The sequence below is a fragment of the Flavobacterium sp. DSR2-3-3 genome (assembly GCF_049896585.1).
Lineage (GTDB): Bacteria > Bacteroidota > Bacteroidia > Flavobacteriales > Flavobacteriaceae > Flavobacterium.
This window is the reverse complement of record NZ_JAFCUP010000002.1, coordinates 462,745-480,317: the sequence shown is the minus strand read 5'-3', so window position 1 is coordinate 480,317 and position 17,573 is coordinate 462,745. Positions and strand designations below refer to the sequence as shown.

The window sequence follows — 17,573 nt, the reverse complement described above, 5'->3', positions numbered from 1 at the left end:
TAATACATTAGACTAAAAATATGAACATAGATTTCTCAAAAAATACTGACGGATTAATTCCTGCTATCATTCAAGACAGTGAAACCAAAACGGTTTTGATGTTGGGTTTCATGAATGCTGAAGCATACCAAAAAACAGTTGACACTAAAAAAGTAACATTTTATAGTCGAACTAAACAGAGACTTTGGACAAAAGGAGAGGAAAGTGGAAATTTTCTAAATTTGATTAACATCAAAAACGATTGCGATAATGATACATTATTGGTACAAGTAAAACCAGAAGGACCAACGTGTCACAACGGAACTGATACGTGTTGGGCTGACGAAAATAAATCCGATTATGGGTTTCTGACGGCGTTAGAAGATACTATTCAACTTCGAAAAGAAAATGCGGATTCCGAAAAAAGTTATGTGGCTTCGTTGTTTAAATTGGGAATGAACAAAATTGCACAGAAAGTAGGCGAGGAAGCGATTGAAGTGGTTATAGAGGCCAAAGATGATAACGATGATTTGTTTTTAAGCGAAAGTGCTGATTTGCTTTTTCATTATCTTATTTTATTGCAAGCCAAGGGATATAAGCTGAATGACGTTGTTGAAGTGTTAAAAACGCGTCAAAAATAGAAATTCCTTTTAGAGAATTTAAATTCATAAAACCCAATAGTAAATAATTATACTATTGGGTTTTTCTTTTTTCTTTTATTTCAAATGCCAATCCACTATATTTACTATTATTTTACAATAAAAAGTCCCCCAATACAAGTGATGAATACAGATAATACCACCTTTAATCCAGATGTAAACGATTCCATAATTAATACAGGACTATACATAATTCTGACAACTGACGAAGATGATTCTCGACCGGTTTATATTTCAGGAAATTTTAATAATTGGCGCACACAGGACAAAGAATTTGTAATGCAAAAGATTGGAAATGGTTCGTATCATTACAAATTCCCTCATGACTTTGATTATCCTAAGGTGCTTTTGTATAAATTTACAAAAGGGGATTGGAGTGAAGTTGAAATTGACAGTCATGGAAATCGTACCGAAAATCGTTCAACATTAGCGTATACTGGCATACAAAATGAACATGTTGCCAGATGGAGGAAAAACTGGTTGCCTTATAAACAATCGTATTTGCCACAAGTTCAGTTGATATCAGATGAATTTAAAATCCCGCAACTCAATAAAATTAGGAAAATTTGGGCACTTTTACCGCATGATTACGATAATTCTAGTGAGAGTTATCCGGTAATGTATTTGCAGGATGCCCAAAATTTATTCAATGAAACAGCCGAATTTGGAAACTGGGAAATTGACAAAAAACTGGCAGTCATGTCCGAGTATAAAATTGGAAAAATCATAATTATTGCTGTTGAACACGCTGAGGAAGATCGTATAAAAGAATATAATGTAGGAAAAACAGTTTTAGGAAAAGGACAAGGAAAGAAATACATCCGTTTTGTGACTGATACGCTAAAACCTTATGTAGACAGTAATTTTAGAACCAAAAAAGAACGTGAATTTACAGGGATAGGAGGAAGTTCGATGGGCGGATTAATCAGTATTTTTAGTGGTCTCAGGAATCCCGAAACATTTGGTAAACTGATGATTTTTTCTCCATCACTTTGGGTGGTTCCGGAGTTAAAAATTGATGCAAGGAAAGTAAATACGACCGATACTAAAATTTATTTATATGCTGGTGGTGATGAAAGTAAAACGATGATTGAGCACGTCAAAAAGTTTCAGGATGATTTAATTTCCAGCCACTTTATAGAAGATAGATCCCAAATTAATTTAAGTATTAACAGGCAGGGAAAACACAGCGAAATATATTGGAGTGATGAATTTCCTAAAGCAATTGAGTGGTTATTTTTTAATACAAAAGATTCGTAGAGACGCAATTTATTGCAACTCAATTTTAAGAATAAAGCATACACAGTAACATTAAATTTAATCAAAAAGCTTTAAAAATTAAAGAAAATGACAACAAGAACAGTAACAAATTTAGATAGTTTTTCAGGTACAATTTTGATTCCGGTTTTTGAAACCTATTCAAAAAGTATTGTTCCCATTGCATTTAATGGATTGAAAATTGCTTCTAACGTTTTTTTTGGAAAAAAAGACACACACTACTTAGCCGAAAAAAATGACAATACTTATGTCTTTATTGGTTTGGGAAAAACAATTGATTACAAATCTTTAAAGACTATTTTTAGACGTATTTCATCGAAACAAAAAGAAAATTTCAGTTCGAATGTTGCTTTAGTTATACCGGAACAATGTATTGAAGAACAGATTGAAGCGATGGTATCCGGTTTGCTTCTGGGAACGTATAATTTGGGTCATTTTAAATCTGAAAAAGAAATACATCCTTTTTTAAATCCTGAATTCACATTGACTTTGGTAAGTGAGAATGATTATTTGGCTGCAGCCAAAAAAGGAATTAAAATTGCAAAAGCACAATTGAGTACTTTTAATTTGGTCGATTTGCCACCAAATACAATCAATCCGAAATACTTAGCGAATTGGGCCAAAGAAACGGGAGAAAAATACGGATTTGATGTAGAAGTTCTCGGGTCTGAAGCTTCAAAAATAGTTGGTCTCGGCGCATTTTTAGCAGTTGGAAAAGGAAGTGAAAATGAACCACAGTTTATTATCATGAATTACACTCCCGTAGCTGAAGTTAAGCACATGAAATACGTTGGACTTGTTGGAAAAGGAATCACATTTGATACTGGTGGAATAAATATAAAAACAGCTGGAATGGTTCACATGAAATGTGATATGGCAGGTGGTGGCGCAGTTTTTGGCGCGATGCAACTGATCGCTGATTTACAATTACCTGTAAAAGTAACTGCAATTGTTCCTTGTGCTGAAAATGCAGTGGATGGCAAATCATTTTTACCAAGCGACGTAATTCACAGTTACAGCGGGCATTCTATAGAAATTATTGATACGGATGCTGAAGGGCGACTTATTTTAGCAGATGGATTATCGTATTTAATTAAAAATTTCAAACCAGAATATATTGTTGATATTGCTACACTTACCGGAAGCAGCGTGGCTACTCTTGGTTATGAATGTGGTGCTTTGTTTACCAATAATGAAGAAATGGCGAAGAAATTGCAACAAAACGGAGATGCAATTGGAGAACGTTTATGGCCTTTACCACTTTGGGATGTATATAAATCAGATATTGAAAGTGATATTGCCGATGTGAAAAATTATAGCGGAAAAGCAGTTGCGGGAGCCATAAGTGCTGCCAAATTTTTAGAATATTTTACTGAGGGACACAAATCTTGGGCACATCTGGATGTTGCAGGAGTGGCATTTGGAGATGATGAATTTGCTAAAAGTAAGCACGCAACAGCCTTTGGTGTTCATTTATTGACTAAATTCATTGAAAATTTATAAACAATGGAAAACTGTAAAACCTTTCTTTGCATTTCAAATTATTTCAAAGGTGCCGATTTTTTAATTAATTTAAAAAAGTTAGGCAACAAAGTCTATTTAGTGACGAGTGAAAAACTGAAGGATAAACCGTGGCCCCATCAACATATTGATGAGATTTTCTATATGGAAGGTCAGGACGTCGATTGGAATTTAGAACATCTTTTGTTAGGTGTTGGGAATTTCATGAAGTCCACAAAAATTGATGCCATTGTAGCTCTGGATGATTATGACGTGGAAAAAGCAACATATTTAAGGGAAAATCTCCGTATCGACGGAATGGGACAAACCACAGGACGTTATTTTAGAGATAAACTCGCCATGCGTATGAGAGCCAAAAGTTGTGGGATACCCATTCCTGCTTTTTGTTCCTTATTTAACGATCATGACATTAATACTTTTGCTGAAACTATCGAAGCTCCATGGGTTTTAAAACCTCGTTCCGAAGCTTCGGTAACAGGAATTATAAAAATACATGACAAAGAGAGTTTGTGGATTCATATTAATGAAATGGGAAATAATAGATTTAAATATTTATTGGAACAATTTAAACCAGGCGATGTGTATCATTGCGATAGTTTAATTTCGGACAGTAAAGTGATCTTTAGTTTGACTTCAAAATATTTATCCACACCAATGGAAATTTCTCAGGATGGTGGTGTTTTCCGTTCGGCAAATATTAGATACAATTCAGAAGATGATATTGCGATAAAAAAGTTAAATGAACAAGTGATGAAAGGTTTTGGATTGAAACATGGAGCCGCTCATACTGAATTTATTAAAAGTAATGAAGGTGGTCAAATTTATTTTCTGGAAACATCTTCACGCGTGGGAGGAGCACATTTAGCAGAGATGGTTGCCGAAGCTTCCAATATTAATTTATGGAAGGAGTGGGCAGCAATTGAAAACGGATTAGTAAAAGCGGATAAATATGTTTTGCCAAAAGTAAAAAAAGGGTATGCCGGAATCGTTCTGACGTTGTCAAAATTCCAGCACCCTAATTTATCATCTTTTTCAGATCCTGAAGTTTGCTTTAAAGTGCCATTGGAATATCATGCAGGATTAATTGTAAAATCAGATAATCAGCAGCGTGTTTTAGAACTTTTAGAAGATTATGGCAATCGTTTAGCCAATGATTTCACAGCTGTGGTAGAACAAATAAAAATAACAAATTTGCATTAAATGCTTTTGCCGAATTAAAAATAGCGATTGTTTCAATAGAAATAGTCGCTTTTTTATTTAAAGTTTAGTTAAAGTACAACGACACAGTTTTTTATATCTTCGTTGGAATTTTAATATTAAATAATTACTTCCATTTCTACATCAAATGAAAAAAATAATATTTCTTTTTAGTTTTTTAGGATTTATAAGTTGTAAATCGTTTGATCAAATAAGTCAAATTGAAACTCAAAAACCGATTCAAAATGAATATTTTACTGTTGCTTTCGGTTCCTGCGACGACCAAAAAATTAAAAATGAACTTTGGCCAGCGATAGATGAAAATCATCCTTCTGTTTGGATTTGGGGAGGCGATAATGTGTATTCCGATACATCAGACATGCATTTTCTTAAAAATAATTATGATATTCAGAAACAAGATTCTGATTATCTCAAATTTATTAAAGACAAAATCGTTTTAGGAACGTGGGACGATCACGATTTTGGTGTGAATGACGGCGGGGCAGAATATCCTTTTAAAAGAAAAAGTCAACAGTTATTATTAGATTTTTTAGGAACTTCAAAAAAGGCTCCGGAACGAAAAAGAGACGGAATTTATACTGCAAAAACCATTGTTGTTGATGGAAATAAAGTCAAAATAATTGTATTGGATTCTCGTTTTTTTAGAACAGCACTTACAAAAGCGACCGATTCAAAAAAGCGTTTTCAACCCAATAAATATGGTGAAGGAACAGTATTGGGAAAGGCACAATGGAATTGGCTAAAGAAAGAACTTAGAAATTCCGATGCTCAATTTAACGTCATAGTAAGCAGTATTCAGTTTTTATCCGATAAACATGGTTTTGAAGCCTGGGGAAATTTCCCTCATGAAATAGAAAAATTAGAGCAATTAATAATTTCCACCAAAGCTCAAGGTACTTTTATAATATCGGGAGATCGTCATATTGCTACATTTTCTGCCAAAAATGTTGCTAAATTAGCGTATCCGTTAATAGATTTTACCTCGAATGGATTGACACATACTTATACTACTTTTTCTGGTGAAGAAAATCCTTATGTCAAAGGAGCAGTGATAAAAGATATCAATTTTGGATTATTAAAATTTGACTTTAAACATAATAAGGTAATTATGGAAATTAGAGGAAAACAAAATAAATTGCTTCAAGAATATGTTCAGATATATCCCGGAAAATAAATTTAAGGAATTTTATTTCTATAATTTGAAGGCTATTTTTGTCCAAAATAAATTCATTATGAAAAAACAGTGCAGTCTTATTTTTATCTCATTTCTCATCTTTAATGGTGTAAATGCGCAAGGCCTTCTAGATAAAAAAGAAGAAATATTTACTAGACAAGATACGATACGTGGCAGTATTACCAAAGAAAGAGCTTGGTGGGATGTAAAAAACTACCATCTTGATATTAAAGTAAATCCCGCAGACAGCACTATTTCTGGTTCGAATACCATAAAATATCAGGTATTACAGGAATACAACAATATGCAAATTGATTTACAGAATCCCATGGAAATTTTTAAAGTTATTCAAGATGGAAAATCTTTAAAATACAGAAGAGAAGGAAATGCATTTTTTATTGAATTACTTGCTCTCCAAACAAAAGGTGCAATAAAAGAACTGACCATACATTATGGAGGAAAACCAAAAGTTGCGGTAAATCCGCCATGGGATGGAGGAATCACTTGGAAAAAAGACAATAATGGTATGCCTTTTATTGCTTCTTCATGTCAAGGATTAGGAGCGAGTGTTTGGTGGCCAAACAAAGATCACATGTATGACGAAGTGGAAAATATGCTGATTAGCGTAAATGTTCCTAAAAATTTGACAAATGTATCGAATGGACGTCTGACTAGTGTTAAACAACTAAAAGACGGGACAAAAACCTATAATTGGTATGTGTCAAATCCAATTAATAATTATGGCGTAAACATAAATATAGGAGATTATGTTTCATTTTCAGAAAAATATAAAGGAGAAAAAGGGATTTTGGATTGCACGTATTATGTTTTGAGAGACAATTTGGCGAAAGCCAAAAAACAATTTCAAGATGTTCCAAGGATGCTAAAGGCTTTTGAGCACTGGTTTGGGCCGTATCCTTTTTATGAAGACAGTTACAAACTTGTTGAAGCTCCATATTTAGGAATGGAACATCAAAGTTCTGTAACTTATGGAAACAAATTTCAAAATGGTTATTTGGGTCGTGATTTGAGCGGAACGGGTTGGGGATTAAAATTCGATTTTATTATAATTCACGAATCTGGACATGAGTGGTTTGCCAATAATATCACGTATAAAGATATTGCTGATATGTGGATTCACGAAAGTTTTACAAACTATTCTGAAAGTCTTTTTGTCGAATATTATTATGGAAAAGAAGCAGGATTTGAGTACGTGAGAGGAACCAGAAAAAATATCCAAAATGACAAACCAATAATCGGAAATTACGATGTAAATAATGAAGGTTCAGGCGATATGTATCCTAAAGGCGCCAATATGATTCACACGATACGCCAATTAGTAAATGATGATGAAAAATGGAGAGGGATTTTAAGAGGTTTGAACAGTACTTTTTATCACCAAACGGTAACTACAAAACAAATTGAGAATTATATGAGTCAAAAAGTTGGATTCGATTTATCAACTGTTTTTAATCAGTACTTACGAGACACCAGAATTCCTACACTGGAATATTTTTTCAAGGATAATCAACTGGGGTATCGCTGGACAAATTGTGTAGCTGGTTTTAATATGCCAGTCAAAGTGACTCTAAACGGAAAAGAAGAATTGTTGCAACCGGAAATAAAATGGAAGAGTCTTCCAGCAAATACTGAAAATTCAAAATTGGAAACAGACAAAAATTTTTATGTCGCCAGTTTTGATATAACAGAGTAAATCCAGAAATTAAGGCCTAAATTTCATGAAGGTATCTTTTATTTTAAATAAAGAATGAAAACTTTTATGATTTTTACAGTAAATATAAAACCGCAGAATTGAGTGATTTGGGAAAAAAATTATTGGGAGCAGAGAAGTGGTAATAAAAAAGGGATACTAACATATCCCTTTTTTAAATTTATTTTTCGTTTAAACTATTTAGATCAAGTTTTTCCTAATGTATTTAAAACTTGTTGCAGCAGACTCTATTGGATTTGGTTTGTAGTTTGATTCGTGTTCCAAAAAGAAACGTTTCATTCCAGCAAGTTTAGCTTGAGCAAAAATCGATTTAAAATCTATAGTTCCAGTTCCAATTTCTGCATTCCAATCTGGATTACTTTTATCCATATCTTTTACATGCCACATTGAAAAACGTCCCGGATATTTTTGGAATAATTGCAGTGGATCATTTCCAGAGCGAACTACCCAATATAAATCCATTTCAAAATCAACTAAGTTTTTATCAGTTTCATTTAATAAAATCTCATATCCATTGGTTGAACCAAATTTAGTAAATTCAAAATCATGATTGTGATATGCTAATTTCAAACCTCCTTCTTTACAAAGTTCTCCTACTTTATTAATTTGTAAGGCTAATTTTTTATAGGCATCACCAGTAGTTCCGCGCAATTCTGAAACGATATATGGCACCGTCACATATTCACTTCCTAACTGATTTGCGGTTTCTACATAATATTTTACAAGATCAGTGGAACCATCTTTAATCATCGAATTGAAATCGAAATGATTACTCGTTGCTTTTAAACCGTTATCATCCAATATCGATTTAAAATCGCGCACTGAAGTTCCAAAAAAGCCTTTATCTACTGAATAACCAAAAGTTTCCACTTCGCAAAATCCAGCTTTACCAACTTGAGCTAAAACACCTTTAACATCTTTTGGTAACGTGTCACGCAAGGTCCATAGTTGAATTCCGATATTTCTATTTTTTGAGTCAAAAGCAAATGTAGGAGCAAGTGCTAATGCGCCTAGAGCCAAACCAGTATTAATTAAAAATTCTCTTCTCTTTATCATGAGTTGTTTTTTAGATTGGTTAAATATCACAAATAGTAATAGCTTGTTGTAGTGCGGCTAATTTGTCCGGGTTTTTTGGTACAAATTCTTGTCCTACATAACCTTTAAAAGCAGTTTTTGCAATTGCTTTCATAATTGCGGAGTAATTTAATTCTTGTGTATCATCAATTTCATTTCGTCCCGGAACGCCGGCCGTATGATAATGTGCAATATATTGATGATTGTCCCTTATGTTTCTAATCACATCACCTTCATCGATTTGCATGTGATAAATATCATAAAGAAGTTTAAAGTTTTCTGAATTCAAGCGTTTTGCTAATGCTACTCCCCAGGATGTTCTGTCACATTGGTAATCTTTATGATCAATTTTGCTGTTTAGCAATTCCATTACTAAAATCACATTATGCTTTTCAGCCAATGTAATTAGTTTTTGCAAACCGATAACACAATTGTTCCATCCTTCTTCATCAGTTATTCCTCTTCGGCTTCCGCTAAAGCAAATTAGGTTTTTATAACCTGCTTTTGCTACCATCGGAATCATTTCAGTGTAGTTTTTTAATAGCGTTTCGTGGAATTTAATATCATTAAAACCATCTACTAAATTAATCTCTGCACCGTTGCACATGGTAGAAACAAGATCATATTTCTTCAATGTTGGCCAATCTTTAGGACCTACTAAATCAATCCCGGAAATTCCCATCTTTTTAGATTCGATGCAAAGAGTATCTAAATCTATGTCATTAAAACACCACCGAGAAACGGAGTGATTTATATTTCCTTTTAATTTACCCAATTGTATTGCTGTTTCTTTTTTTGGCATAGCCAAAGCAGAAAATCCAGAAGGAATTCCCATCGCAACTGTTCCGGCTACTATTCCTTTTATGGCAGATCTTCTATTTAAATTAGTACTCATTTTTAATTTTTATACAGCAGAAGTGGATTCTTCTCCATTGTTTTTTTCATTAAATAAAAGTGCAAAAAGTAAGAACACTGCCATAGCAATTCCAGCAGGAATAATCCATACCATCTGCCAGTTTACAGCACCGTCTGCCAGCTTATAATTATCTGTAATATAACCTGCAACAGCAAAACCTATTAGCATACCAATTCCATAGGTAGCTAATGTAATGAGACCCTGAGCAGCACTTTTATATTTTTCTCCCGCTTTTGAATTGGTGTAAATTTGACCCGATACAAAAAAGAAATCATAACAAATACCGTGCAGCGCAATACCTATAATTAACATGAAACTTAAGTCTCCACCATTGCCGTAAGCAAATAAAACGTATCGAATTGCCCAAGCTAACATCCCGATTAAAATCGTTTTTTTGAAACCAAAACGCGTAAAGAACACAGGAATCAATAACAAGAATAAGGCTTCCGATATTTGTCCAATTGCCATTTTCCCCGTCGGATTTTCAACACCTGCTTCAGTTAAAAAGAGATTAGCATTTTGATAATAAAAAGCAAGAGGAATACAAATTAGAATAGATGAAACGAAAAATATTGCAAAGTTTTTATCTTTCAATAATTTTAAAGCATCAAGACCTATAATGTCTCCAATTTTTATTTTTTCATCATTAACTTTTGGTGGTGTTTTTGGTAATGTAAAGCTAAATAAGCCTAATATAAAGGCAGCAACACCAGCTAGTAAAAAAGTATTTTTAAGTAAACCTGAACTTATTCCTTCGGCAGAATCCCAATGAAATAAATAACTGATTGAAAGTCCCGCAATGATCCAACCAATAGTTCCCCAAACTCTAATGTTAGAAAACTCTTTTTCCGGATCTTTCATTTGATTGAACGAAACTGAGTTGACTAAAGCCAACGTTGGCATGTATAAAATCATGTAACTTAAAACATAAGTGTAGAACATTCCAACTTCTTCCGATTGATACATTTGATACATTAAAAAGGCACCTGCGAGATGAAGAATTCCCAAAATCTTTTCTGCATTAAAATACCGGTCAGCTATTAAACCTATGATGAAAGGTGCAACAATGGCGCCCCAGGATTGCGTAGAAAAAATAGCGGCAGTTTCTGAACCCGATGCTTTTAAGTTATTTCCCAGAAATGTTCCAAGGGTTACAAACCATGCGCCCCAGATAAAAAATTCTAGGAACATCATTATGGATAATTTTATTCGGATGGTGCTATTCATTGGTTGGATAATTTTTATTTTGGTTTGGTTAGTTTTCGTTTTTTTTTAATACTTTTTATTCAATTACATTCCGGCCTCGCATCCGGTTGTAATTTTCATAGTATTCCATTCTTTAATCATGATGTTTCTGAACCAGACATTGTCACCGTGATCTTGCAAAGCAATTTTTCCTTTTTTGAAAGCTGCAAAACCAGGCCAAGTAGCAAATTTACTGCCGGCAACTAAATTTTTGAAATTAGCATCCCAAAGTGTTGTTTCAACAACTTTTACACCATTAACTAACATTGTAAGTTTTCCGAATTTACATACAATATCAACAGAATTCCATTCTCCAACAGGCTTTACTGGTTCTGAAGTGCTTTTTACTAAATCATACAAATCACCAGCTCTGTGTTTTTCAATTTTACCGTCAGGATGACCTTCATTGTCTAACACTTGCATTTCAAGACCTGTTTCATAGGTATTTTTAAATTTTGTCAAATCCTCGTTAACGAAGAAAATAATACCACTGTTCGCATTTGCTGCTACTTTCCATTCTAATTTCAAATGAAAATTTTCGTATTCAACATCAGTTACAAGATCGCCTCCTTGACCATTTTGGGCAGCAGTAGGATCAAAATGCAATACGCCATCTTCAACTTTCCAACCTGAACCAGCTGTTTTTTTTCCGTAAGAATGCCATCCTGCTGTGGATTGTCCATCAAAAATTGATTTAAATCCTTTGGCTATTGGTGCTTGTTGTGCATTTGCGGTTTGAATCATTAGTATAACAATTAATGAGGTACAAATATTTTTAATCATTTTTAAGTTTTTGAATTAATAATTAATCTTGTTTATAAAGTTAAAGCTTTCCAACCTTGGCGATAGTCTCGCTTCACAAATTGATTAACTTCGTCAAAATTGGTTATTCTCATGGCATCATTATCCCATAGTAATTTTGCTGAACGGCCCGGATACACTTCTTCTCCAAGCTCTTCTCTCATTACATCATAACCTCTGATAGCAAGATTTGCCATCAATAATGCTTCTGTTAAAGGACCTGCAATTTCAAAAGGAGAACTTAACTCTTTTTTTCCATAACCTGCAATTGCTGCTTCAATCCATTGCTTGTAATGTCCTTCGGAACCATCGATTACTCTTGCATATTTTTGAGCAACTTGTAAATTTTCATTTTTGCTTAGAGGAAGCAAACGCGGATTTAAACCATAAGTATCACACATCATTTTTCCTTTTGTACCTGTGAACAATGTTCCATTTCCGCCATCGCCAAAAATTTCATTCGAACCTAATTCAGAAGGTCTTTCAGGTTGGATTCCTCCATCCATCCAATGTACTGCGATGTCACCATTAGTTTTTTCAGTTTTTGGAAAAGTTAATGTAACGTGACTAGAAGGTGGACAACTCTCAGGAAAATATCCTCTTTGAAATTCATCTACGTATACAGAACCTACACTACATTGTACATCTTTCGCATATTTTAAGTTTAATACACTAAAAGGAGCTTCTAGCAGGTGACAACCCATATCTCCTAAGGCACCAGTACCATAATCCCACCATCCTCGCCAGTTGAAGGGCACTAATTTATTTACATACTCTTTGTAAGGAGCGGTTCCCAACCACAAATCCCAATTTAATTCACTTGGAATATCGGCTTTATTGGCAGACCACGGAATACCTTGAGGCCAAACTGGGCGGTCTGTCCATGCATGTATCGTATGAACATCACCAATTAAACCTGCATCATACCATTCTTTCATTATTCGGGTACCATCATTTGAGGCACCTTGATTTCCCATTTGCGTAACCACCTTATATTTTTTGGCAGCTTGAGTCAAAATACGAGCTTCGTAAATATCATGTGCCATAGGTTTTTGAACATATACATGTTTGCCTAATTGCATAGCAGCAAGCGCTTGTATAGCATGGTTATGGTCCGGAGTAGAAACTGAAACTGCATCGAAATTTTTATGTTCTTTGTCTAACATTTCGCGCCAATCCGTGTAAAATTTAGCTTTAGGAAATGCATTTACACTTGCAGCGGCTCTTCTGGTATCAACATCACATAAAAAAGAAATATCAGCTTTTCCACTGCTGGCGAACATAGCGATATCAGATTTACCTTTTCCGCCAACGCCAATACTGGCTATTGATAAACGATCGCTTGGTGCAACGAATCCTCTTCCTAAAACATGACGGGGAACAATCATAAAAGCTGCGGCAGCTATAGCAGTTGTTTTTATAAAATCACGACGGTTATTTGTGATTTTATCTTCTTCTTTTTGTTTCATTTATTTTTAATCTAGTTTGGTTAATAGCAATAGAATAGTGTCACATCATAACTTTATATTCTGCATAATAACGTTATACAGAATATATAAAAGCGTCTTTTGATTTATTTTTTTAAGGATAAAATATACTTTGCCATCGAATTTGCATCATTCTTTTTAAGCGAAGCATGCGCAGACATAGGTATTGTTCCCCAAACTCCTGAACCACCTTTTATTATTTTACCAGATAAATAAGTAATATTTTTATCGTTCGAAGGATATTTTTTTGCAATATCTAAGTAGGAGGGGCCTATTAGTTTCTTGTCTAGTTTATGACACCCAACACAATCCGATTTAGCGATTAATTTTTCACCATCCGATGTTTGAAAAATCGCTGTTGTTTTTTTAGTAGCTTTAATATATTTTGTATCTAAATTATCATTAGAAAATGAGGTTAAGCTAATTAAAGCAACCCCAAAAAGCAAATATTTTAATTTCATTTTCATTTATATTTAAGTTTTATAATCCTAAGTTTTTTTTGTTAAAAGCTTTATTTGTTTCCACAGCAGCAAAATCATCAAATGCTTTGTCGGTAACTTTTATGATATGATTTTTTATAAATGCAGCGCCTTCTCTAGCGCCATCCTCTTGATTTTTAATGCAACATTCCCATTCCATAACAGCCCAGCCTTTGTAATCATATTGTGCCAGTTTGCTAAAAATAGTTTTAAAATCAATTTGACCATCTCCAGGGGAGCGATAACGTCCTGCACGATTTACCCAACTTTGATATCCTCCAAAAGTTCCTTGCTTTCCTGTAGGATTAAACTCGGCATCCTTTACGTGAAACGCTTTTATTCGTTCATGATAAAAATCAATGTATTGAATGTAATCTAACTGTTGTAATACAAAATGGGACGGGTCATATAACAAACACGCTCTGGAATGATTATTTACGGCTTTTAAAAACATTTCATAGGTTTCCCCATCAAACAAATCTTCGCCAGGGTGTATTTCATAACAAAGATCGACTCCATTTTCGTCAAATTCATTTAAAATTGGTAACCAGCGTTTGGCTAATTCAGCAAAACCATCTTCAACTAAGCCGGGCGGCCTTTGAGGCCACGGATGAAAATATTGCCAAAGTAAAGAACCACTAAAGGTGGCATGAGCATTTAAACCTAAATTTTGGGATGCCTTAGCTGCATATTTTAATTGTTGGACAGCCCATTCTTGTCTCGCTTTTGAATTTCCATGAACGTTTACCGGAGCAAAAGCATCAAAAAAATCATCATAAGCGGGGTGAACGGCTACTAACTGTCCTTGCAGATGCGTAGACAATTCTGTAATTTCCAGTCCATAAGAAGCAACGGTACCTTTGAGTTCTTCGGCATAGGTTTTGCTTTCGGCGGCTTTTTGTAAATCAATAAAACGGGTATCTAATGTTGGCATTTGAATACCTTTAAAACCTAAATCAGCGGCCCACTTACAAATCCCATCTAAAGAATTAAAAGGCGCTTCATCACTTATAAATTGGGCTAAAAATACTGCTGGACCTTGTATTGTTGTCATGTTATGTTTGTCTAAACTTTTGTGAATTCCTAATTAATTACAAAACGTAAGGAGTCCATTTTTTATCAGATTGTGATGATGCTACTACGTTATCAATAAATGCCATTCCTCTTACTCCATCTTCAACAGAAGGAAAGTCTAACATTTCAGCAGTAGGTGTTGTACCATCTAATTTGCAGTTGAGGGTTAAAGCAAAGTTGCGATAAATATTAGCAAATGCTTCTAAATAACCTTCGGGATGTCCGCCTGGAGTTCTACAATTGTGTGTTGCAAATGAAGATAAATGTGCATAGTTAGATCCAGCTCTTAAAACCTGAGTTGGTTCATCTAGCCACTTAACTGTTAAAGTATTGGGATCGTGTTGAAACCATTCGATTCCACCTTTTTCACCATAAACTCTTATTCTTAATGCATTTTCTTCTCCGGCAGCTACTTGCGAAGCCATTAAAACTCCTTTGGAACCATTGTCAAACTTTAATAAAACAGCTCCATCATCATCCATTACACGCCCTTCGACTAAAGTGTTTAATTCAGCACAAACATCCGTAATTTTGGCTCCGGTAATATATTCGGCTAAATGTGCTGCATGAGTTCCAATGTCACCCATTACTGAACTTTTTCCGGATTTAGTAGGATCCGTTCTCCAAGCTGCTTGCGCATTACCCTCTCTTTCAGAAAGTTTACTCAACCAACCTTGCGGATATTCAACCCAAACTTTTCTAATTTTTCCTAATTTTCCTTCATTAACCATTGCTTTAGCTTGCTTGACCATTGGGTAGCCGGAGTAGGTATGTGTTAAACAAAGAATTAATCCTGTTTCTTCTACTTTTTGCTGCAATAGTTTTGCCTCTTCCAACGAAAAAGTCATTGGTTTTTCAATTACTACATTAAAACCATGATCCAAAGCCATCATCGCAGGAGCAAAATGAGCAAAGTTTGGTGTAACAATAGTAACAAAATCGATTCTTTCGTCAGCAGGTAAAGCCGCTTCCGCTTTAATCATTTCGTCAAACGTTAAATATGTTCTTGATTCCGGAAGAAACAAGGCTTTACCAGAGGCTATTGCGGTTTCTGGTTTTATACTTAATGCACCACACTTTAATTCAATTAATCCATCCATATTGGCGGCTAAGCGGTGAATTGCACCAATAAAGGCATCTTGGCCACCACCAACCATTCCCATTCTTAATTTTCTCATACTGATGAACCTAAATATTTCCTTTTTTTAATTCTTTTACTGCGTAATCGCAAGCACGTGCCGTTAAAGCCATAAATGTTAATGATGGATTTTGACAAGCGATGGAAGGCATACAAGACCCATCGGTAACAAATACATTACTAACTTCGTGCATTTGATTCCATTTATTTAAAACGGAATCCTTAGGGTCATTACCCATTCTGGCAGTACCCATTTCGTGGATAGCCATTCCAGGATAATAATCATTATCATAGGTTTGTATATTTTTAATTCCTGAAGCTTCCAGCATTTCTGCGGCATCATTCATCATATCTTCCCTCATTTTAGCTTCGTTATCTTTAATTTCGCAGTCAATTGCTAAAACAGGTTGTCCCCATTTGTCTTTTTTGCTGTGATCGATATATACTTTATTTTCGTAATACGGTAGCATTTCTCCAAAACCACCTAATCCCATACTCCAGGAATCAGCTGGTAATGACATAGTCGATTTAAAGTTTTCACCAAAAGCCAATTCGGCAACTTCTTTATGCCATGATCCTCTGCTGGCACCTCCTTGGTACCCAAAACCTCTTAAATAATCTCGTTTATCACCACCTACATTCTGATATCTTGGAATATAAATACCATTAGCTCTTCTTCCGTACGTGTATTTATCTTCAAAACCTTCAGCTGTTCCTTCTGCACCACAACGGAAATGATGATCCATAAGATTATGGCCTAATTGTCCGCTGGCATTACCCATTCCATTCGGATGCGCTTCTGAAGTTGAATTTAATAAAAGGAATGTTGATCCTAAAGTGGATGCGTTCACAAAAACAATTTTAGCATAAAACTCCATGGTTTCATTTGTTTCTGCATCAATAACCATAACACCTTTTGCTTTTTTAGTGTCTTTATCATAAATAATATGATTCACAATAGAGTAGGGTCTCACGGTCAATCTATTGGTTGCCATTGCAGCAGGTAGTGTAGAAGATTGGGTGCTAAAATATGCACCAAATGGACAGCCTCGACTGCATAAATTTCTGTACTGACAGCTGCCACGCCCTTTGTGGGGTACAGTTAAGTTAGCAGTACGACCAATTGTAAGAATACGGGTTTTATTATAATGTTTTTCTAATCTTTCTTTAACTGATTTTTCAACACAATTTAAATCCATCGGAGGCAAAAATTTACCATCCGGTAATAGGGGCCAATTTTCTGCTTGACCACTTATTCCTACGAATTTCTCTACATAATCATACCACTTGGTAAGGTCTTTATATCGAATAGGCCAGTCATTTCCATGACCATCTTTGGCATTATCTTCAAAATTATGGTCACTAAAACGGTAACTTTGACGGCCCCACATTAAAGATTTTCCACCCACATGAAATCCTCTGTACCAATCAAAACGTTTGTCTTCTGTATAGGGACATTCCAAGTCATTCACCCACCATTTTTCGGTAGCTTCATTGTATGGATAATCTCTTGTTTGAACAGGATGGGTTCTTTTTTGTTCTTCGGTAAGCTTGCCTGCTCGTTCAAATTCCCATGGTGCTTTCATGGCCGATTCATAATCTTTGATGTGCTCAATATTCATTCCGCGTTCTAACATCAAAACTTTTAATCCTTTTTCGGTAAGTTCTTTTGCAGCCCAACCACCACTAATTCCAGATCCTACAACAATAGCATCATACGTATTTTCCTCTTTCAAATTGGTATTTATATTCACGGGTAGTATTTTTTATTTAATAAAATAGTTTCTAACAGTAGGTT

The 17,573-nt window shown here is 34.7% G+C and carries 15 protein-coding genes; 6 read left to right on the top strand and 9 right to left on the bottom strand.

Annotation, left to right across the window (positions count from 1 at the left end):
* Positions 1-20 precede the first annotated feature (20 nt).
* The 6 genes from hisIE (at position 21) to ACP7AQ_RS04790 (ending at position 7,543) form a co-directional block, all read left to right on the top strand.
* Positions 21-620 (top strand): bifunctional phosphoribosyl-AMP cyclohydrolase/phosphoribosyl-ATP diphosphatase HisIE, encoded by a 600-nt coding sequence (gene hisIE / locus ACP7AQ_RS04815; protein ID WP_426091186.1) that lies wholly within the window; start codon positions 21-23, stop codon positions 618-620.
* Positions 621-761: 141 nt separating this feature from the next.
* Positions 762-1,898: an alpha/beta hydrolase gene (locus ACP7AQ_RS04810; RefSeq protein ID WP_426094601.1), complete on the top strand. Its 1,137-nt coding sequence runs from the start codon at positions 762-764 to the stop codon at positions 1,896-1,898.
* 87 nt (positions 1,899-1,985) lie between these two features.
* Entirely contained in the window at positions 1,986-3,419 is a 1,434-nt protein-coding gene (locus ACP7AQ_RS04805) for a leucyl aminopeptidase family protein (RefSeq protein WP_426094600.1), read from the top strand.
* Between the two features lie 3 nt (positions 3,420-3,422).
* Entirely contained in the window at positions 3,423-4,637 is a 1,215-nt protein-coding gene (locus tag ACP7AQ_RS04800; protein ID WP_426094599.1) for an ATP-grasp domain-containing protein, read from the top strand.
* A 145-nt stretch (positions 4,638-4,782) separates the two neighbouring features.
* Positions 4,783-5,829 carry an alkaline phosphatase D family protein gene (locus ACP7AQ_RS04795; protein ID WP_426094598.1) on the top strand — a complete coding sequence of 349 codons (1,047 nt, stop codon included), beginning with the start codon at positions 4,783-4,785 and terminating at the stop codon, positions 5,827-5,829.
* Between the two features lie 58 nt (positions 5,830-5,887).
* Positions 5,888-7,543: a M1 family metallopeptidase gene (locus tag ACP7AQ_RS04790; protein WP_426094597.1), complete on the top strand. Its 1,656-nt coding sequence runs from the start codon at positions 5,888-5,890 to the stop codon at positions 7,541-7,543.
* Positions 7,544-7,741: 198 nt separating this feature from the next.
* Here ACP7AQ_RS04790 and ACP7AQ_RS04785 read toward each other — a convergent pair whose 3' ends face one another.
* From ACP7AQ_RS04785 to ACP7AQ_RS04745, 9 genes are all read right to left on the bottom strand, one after another.
* Positions 7,742-8,617: a sugar phosphate isomerase/epimerase family protein gene (locus tag ACP7AQ_RS04785; RefSeq protein ID WP_426094596.1), complete on the bottom strand. Its 876-nt coding sequence runs from the start codon at positions 8,615-8,617 to the stop codon at positions 7,742-7,744.
* A 19-nt stretch (positions 8,618-8,636) separates the two neighbouring features.
* Positions 8,637-9,530 (bottom strand): hydroxypyruvate isomerase family protein, encoded by an 894-nt coding sequence (locus tag ACP7AQ_RS04780; RefSeq protein WP_426094595.1) that lies wholly within the window; start codon positions 9,528-9,530, stop codon positions 8,637-8,639.
* A 9-nt stretch (positions 9,531-9,539) separates the two neighbouring features.
* Positions 9,540-10,778, bottom strand: coding sequence for a nucleoside permease (locus ACP7AQ_RS04775; RefSeq protein WP_426094594.1), 1,239 nt, complete (start codon positions 10,776-10,778; stop codon positions 9,540-9,542).
* Between the two features lie 63 nt (positions 10,779-10,841).
* Positions 10,842-11,579, bottom strand: coding sequence for a 3-keto-disaccharide hydrolase (locus ACP7AQ_RS04770; RefSeq protein ID WP_426094593.1), 738 nt, complete (start codon positions 11,577-11,579; stop codon positions 10,842-10,844).
* Between the two features lie 32 nt (positions 11,580-11,611).
* Entirely contained in the window at positions 11,612-13,066 is a 1,455-nt protein-coding gene (locus tag ACP7AQ_RS04765; RefSeq protein ID WP_426094592.1) for a Gfo/Idh/MocA family protein, read from the bottom strand.
* A gap of 104 nt (positions 13,067-13,170) precedes the next feature.
* A complete protein-coding gene (locus ACP7AQ_RS04760) occupies positions 13,171-13,551 on the bottom strand; it encodes a c-type cytochrome (protein WP_426063734.1) in 381 nt (126 codons plus the stop codon).
* Positions 13,552-13,564: 13 nt separating this feature from the next.
* Positions 13,565-14,617 carry a sugar phosphate isomerase/epimerase family protein gene (locus ACP7AQ_RS04755; protein ID WP_426094591.1) on the bottom strand — a complete coding sequence of 351 codons (1,053 nt, stop codon included), beginning with the start codon at positions 14,615-14,617 and terminating at the stop codon, positions 13,565-13,567.
* Between the two features lie 37 nt (positions 14,618-14,654).
* Entirely contained in the window at positions 14,655-15,815 is a 1,161-nt protein-coding gene (locus tag ACP7AQ_RS04750) for a Gfo/Idh/MocA family protein (protein ID WP_426094590.1), read from the bottom strand.
* Between the two features lie 10 nt (positions 15,816-15,825).
* Positions 15,826-17,529: a GMC oxidoreductase gene (locus ACP7AQ_RS04745; protein ID WP_426094589.1), complete on the bottom strand. Its 1,704-nt coding sequence runs from the start codon at positions 17,527-17,529 to the stop codon at positions 15,826-15,828.
* Between the last annotated feature and the right edge of the window lie 44 nt (positions 17,530-17,573).